Here is a 5,039-nt window from a genome sequence, read left to right as displayed (position 1 = left end):
GCACCCACGAGAGCGCGATGCCCACGAGGAGCAGGGCGATGGGGTCGGGGACCCCCGTCCGACGTGCGCCGGCGCGGACGACCGCGGTCACGATGACCAGGGCGACGACGCCGGTGACCAGTGCGACCACCCGACGATCCTCCCATCCGCCCGACGCGCGGCCGCGCCTACGATCACCGCGATGGCCGGGACGGGGCGGGGCCGGGTGCGCGTGGGCACCTCGGGATGGACCTACGACCACTGGCAGGGCACGTTCTTCCCGGACGGGCTGGCCCGGCGCCGCCGCCTCGAGTACCTGTCCGGGCGGCTGGACACCGCCGAGATCAACGGCACCTTCTACTCGCTGCAGCGGGCCTCGTCGTTCCGCGCCTGGGCGGCGGCCACGCCGGAGGACTTCCGGTTCGCGGTGAAGGGCAGCCGCTACCTGACGCACATGAAGAAGTTGCGCGACGTCGAGGAGCCACTGGGCCGGTTCCTCGCCTCCGGTCCGCTCGCGCTCGGGGAGAAGCTCGGCCCGATCCTCTGGCAGCTCCCGCCGAACCTCGGGTGGGACCCCGAGCGTATCGAGGGGTTCCTGCGGATGCTCCCGCGGTCGACCGGCGAGGCGGCCGCGCTCGGCGCCGCCCACACCGACCGGGTCCCCGACCCCTGCACGGTCACCGACGAGGACCGGCCGATCCGCCACGCCCTCGAGCCGCGCCACCCGAGCTTCGCCACCGCGGACGTCGTCGCCCTCCTGCGCGCCCACGGCGTGGCCCTGGTCGTCTCCGACGGGGCCGGCATCCCCTGCTTCGAGGAGGTGACCACCGACCTCGTCTACGTCCGCCTCCACGGCCACGACGAGCTCTACCGGAGCCGGTACGACGCGGCCGCGCTGCGGGGCTGGGCCGCGAAGGCCGACGGGTGGGCGGCCGAGGGCCGGGAGGTCCTCGTCTACTTCGACAACGACGCCGAGGGCCACGCCCCGCACGACGCCCTCGCGCTCCGGGACGCCGTCGCGGAATACTGAAGGCGCTTCAACGCTTGTAGCGGCTATCAGTACGAGTGATGGGGTGACGAGATGACCGAGCTGTTGCTGGTCCCCGTCGACGACAACGTGATCTTCCCCGGCATGAGCCTCGTGGTCCCGGCTGCCGAGGTCGGCGCCGAGAAGGGTGAGCAGGTCCTGCTCGTCCCGCGCCACGAGGGCCGCTTCGCCGCGGTCGGGACCGTCGCCGACGTCGCGGACCGCACCCGCATGCCCAACGGCGTGACCGCCGTGCAGCTCTCCGCGCTGCACCGCGGCAAGGCCGGGACGGGCAGTGCCGACGACGCGGGACGCCTGCGCGTCGACGTGGAGCACCACCCGGACGCCACCGAGCGCGACGGCCGGATCCGTGAGCTGGAGACCACCTACCGCGCGGTGGTCGAGGAGGTCCTCGAGCTGCGCGGCGACGACGGCCGGGGTGCCGCGCTGCTGCGTGGCATCGACGAGCCCGGCGCCCTGGCCGACACCGCCGGCTGGGCGCCCGAGATTCCCTACGCCGAGAAGGTGGCGCTGCTCGAGACGCTCGACGTGCGGGAGCGCCTCGAGCTGGCCGTGCGGCTGCAGCGCGAGCGGCTCGCCGAGCTGCAGGTGCGCAAGACGCTGCGCGAGGACGTCGAGTCCGGCGCGGCGAAGGCCCAGCGCGAGTACGTGCTGCGCCGCCAGCTGGAGTCGATCCGCAAGGAGCTCGGCGAGGGGTCCGACGACTCCGGTGCCGACGGCCCCGACGGGTACCGCACGAAGATCGCCGAGGCCGGCATGCCCGACCACGTGCGCGAGCAGGCCGAGCGCGAGCTGGCCCGCCTGGAGCGGACCGGCGAGCAGTCCGGTGAGTCCTCGATGATCCGGACCTACCTCGACTGGCTGCTGGCCCTGCCGTGGGCGTCGCTCTCCGAGGAGCAGCTCGACCCGGCCGCGGCCCGCACCGTGCTCGACGCCGACCACACCGGCCTCGAGGACGTCAAGGACCGCATCGTCGAGTACCTGGCCGTGCGCAAGCTGCGTCGCGACCGGGGTGTCGAGGCCGACCGCAAGGCCGGCACGATCCTCACGCTGGTCGGGCCGCCCGGCACCGGCAAGACCTCGATCGGCGAGTCGGTGGCCCGCGCGATGGGCCGCGAGTTCGTCCGGATGTCGCTCGGCGGCGTCCGCGACGAGGCCGAGATCCGCGGTCACCGGCGGACCTACGTCGGCGCCCTGCCCGGCCGCCTGGTGCGGGCCCTGCGCGATGCGGGCACGATGAACCCGGTGATCCTTCTCGACGAGGTGGACAAGGTCGGCGCCGACTGGCGCGGCGACCCGTCCGCCGCGCTGCTGGAGGTGCTCGACCCGGCGCAGAACCACGCGTTCCGCGACCACTACCTCGACGTCGAGATCGACCTCTCGCAGGTGGTGTTCCTGGCGACGGCCAACCAGCTCGACACGATCCCGGGCCCGCTGCTCGACCGCATGGAGGTCATCTCCTTCGACGGCTACACCGTCGAGGAGAAGGTCGCCATCGCCCGCGACCACCTGCTGCCCCGCCAGGTCACGAGTGCCGGTCTGACGACCGACGACGTGACCGCCGACGAGTCGGCGTTGCGCCTCGTGGTGTCGGAGTACACCCGCGAGTCGGGCGTCCGGCAGCTCGACCGGGCGCTGGGCAAGCTGACCCGCAAGATCGCCACGGAGGTCGCCTCCGGGTCGGGGCGGGTCGTGGTGGACACCGAGGTCGTGCGGCGCCACCTCGGGCGGCAGCGGGTCTTCACCGAGGCCGTCGAGCGGACCGCGGTGCCCGGCGTCGCGACCGGCATGGCCGTGACCGGCGCGGGCGGCGACGTCCTGTTCATCGAGGCGGCATCCATGGTCGGGGACGAGGGCCTCATCCTCACCGGCCAGCTCGGCGACGTCATGAAGGAGTCGGCCCGGATCGCCCTCTCGTGGGTGCGCTCGCACGCCACGGACCTGGGCATCGCCGAGGACGCGTTCACGGGGCGCTCGTTCCACGTGCACGTCCCCGCGGGCGCGATCCCGAAGGACGGGCCGTCGGCCGGCGTCACCATGGCCACCGCGCTGGTGTCGCTGCTCACCGGGCGACCGGTGCGCCACACCGTCGCGATGACCGGTGAGCTCACGCTGCAGGGTCGGGTGCTCCCGATCGGCGGGGTGAAGCAGAAGGTGCTGGCCGCGCACGCGGCCGGCCTGACGCAGATCGTCGTCCCGGAGCGCAACCGCGCCGACCTCGACGACGTCCCGGCCGACGTCGCCGCGGTGCTGGAGTTCCACCCGTCGATGACCATCAGCGAGGTCCTCGACGTGGCGCTGGAGCCGGCGACCGAGCCCGTCTCGGCCCCGGACCTCGGGGTGGCCGCCTGAGATGTGCTCGCGTGAGCCGGTCCCGCCCGAGGTGCGCGCGCTGACGGCACTGCTGGAGCGACGCTGGTCGCTCTCGGTGCTCTACGCCGCGCACCTCGGTGCGGCCCGGTTCTCGGAGTTCGAGCAGGCGCTCGGCCAGGTGCCGCCGGCCACATTGGCGGCGCGCCTGGCCGACCTCGAGTCGGCCGGACTGCTCGAGCGGCGGGTGCTCGACACCCGCCCGCCCCGCACCGAGTACGCGCTCTCGGCGGAGGGCCACCGCCTGGCCCCGCTGCTCGAGGCCCTCACCACGTGCAGCCGCGGGCGGGGAGGCCCTCCCCGTTCTCCTCGCTAGGCAGTTGATCATGTCGAGGGCACCACGACCCCGTGGTGCCCTCGACATGATCAACTGCCTAGCGTCGCTGACGCGGCGGTCTACGGCCGACCCGAGCTGCCTAGTGCGTGCCGGGTGGACAGCCCGGCGGGGCCGTCACCCCAGGGTCGGGGCGGCGACGGCGATCCCGATGACGGCGGCGCCGAACAGCAACCAGGCCACGTAGTCGCCGACGTGCCCGGAGTGCAGGCGCTCGAGGCCCACCACGACCGGCCGCAGCGCCCGCCGCACCGGGGTCCGGGCCCGGCCCGGGACCCGGCCGAGGGCGAGGACGCCCAGCGCGAGCGCCAGGGCCGCGGCGGTCGTCGCGAGCCCGGCCACGACGCCGACGAGGTGCCACGACACCGCCTCCACCGGGGCCTCGGCCGGGGCCGTCCCGAGCACGGCGGCGCGGTAGCCGGCGCCGTCGGCGAGCCGTTCCCCGGCGTCCGCGCCGACCTGGCCGATCAGCGGGACGAGCCCGACCGCGAGCGCCGCCGCCAGCAGGACCACCGCCGCGGCGAGCATCGTCGTCGGGGCCTTCTCGAGGCGGCCGGTCGTCTCCCGCTCCTCGCCCTCGCCGCTGGTCCGCTCGGGGTCGGGGCTCCGCGTCGGGCGCGGGCCGACCCCGAGGAACACCCGCAGCCCCGCGCGCAGCACCGCGGCGCCGGTCACGACGGAGACGCCGACGACGACGGGCACGAGCACCCCGGGCACCGACTCCTCCAGCGCGGCCTTGCCGAGCCCGGCGCCGAACGGGGGCAGCCCGGCCAGCGCGAGCGCGGCGATCCCGAAGAGCGCCGCCGTCGCACGGTCCGCGGCCGTGCCGGTGCGGCCCGCGCCGTGCAGGTCGATCTCGTCGACGCTGCCGAAGCGCGCCAGGAGCACCCCGACCACCAGGAACAGCGCCGCCTTCACCCCGGCGTGGCCGGCGAGGTAGACCAGCCAGGCGCGGGTCCCGCCGTCGGCCGCACCGACGAGGAAGAGGCCGATGTGCGCGATCGTCGAGTAGGCGAGCAGGCGCTTGAGGTTGCGCTGCAGGACGCACAGGACGGCGCCGAGCACGGCGGTCACCACACCGACGGCCACGAGCACCGGGGCGATGGCCGGGACGCCGGGCGCGACGACGGCGCCCACGCGGGCGACGCCGTACACCCCGAGCGGGGCCATGACCCCGGAGAACAGCACGCACACCGGGGTCGGGGCGACGGCGTGGGCGTCGGCGAGCCAGAAGTGGAACGGCACCGCGGCCGCCTTGACCAGCCACCCGACCACGACGAGGACCACGCCCACCACGGCCGGGCCGTC

General features: G+C 74.8%; 4 protein-coding genes. 3 read left to right on the top strand and 1 reads right to left on the bottom strand.

Annotated features, from left to right (window positions below):
- Positions 1–181: 181 nt before the first annotated feature.
- The 3 genes from AC0CYZ_RS04785 to AC0CYZ_RS04775 are packed head-to-tail and all read left to right on the top strand — an operon-like array spanning position 182 to position 3,713.
- Entirely contained in the window at positions 182–1,009 is an 828-nt protein-coding gene (locus tag AC0CYZ_RS04785; RefSeq protein ID WP_472212855.1) for a DUF72 domain-containing protein, read from the top strand.
- Positions 1,010–1,060: 51 nt separating this feature from the next.
- Positions 1,061–3,379 carry an endopeptidase La gene (lon, locus tag AC0CYZ_RS04780; RefSeq protein WP_472212853.1) on the top strand — a complete coding sequence of 773 codons (2,319 nt, stop codon included), beginning with the start codon at positions 1,061–1,063 and terminating at the stop codon, positions 3,377–3,379.
- Position 3,380: 1 nt separating this feature from the next.
- Positions 3,381–3,713 carry a winged helix-turn-helix transcriptional regulator gene (locus AC0CYZ_RS04775; protein WP_472212851.1) on the top strand — a complete coding sequence of 111 codons (333 nt, stop codon included), beginning with the start codon at positions 3,381–3,383 and terminating at the stop codon, positions 3,711–3,713.
- A gap of 135 nt (positions 3,714–3,848) precedes the next feature.
- On the opposite strand, the gene AC0CYZ_RS04770 is transcribed toward AC0CYZ_RS04775, so the two are convergent.
- The coding region (locus AC0CYZ_RS04770) for a complex I subunit 5 family protein (RefSeq protein ID WP_472212849.1) at positions 3,849–5,039 on the bottom strand (1,191 nt) is incomplete at its 5' end.

This window comes from Actinomycetospora sp. (assembly GCF_055612215.1).
This window is presented reverse-complemented; position numbering and strand designations above follow the sequence as displayed.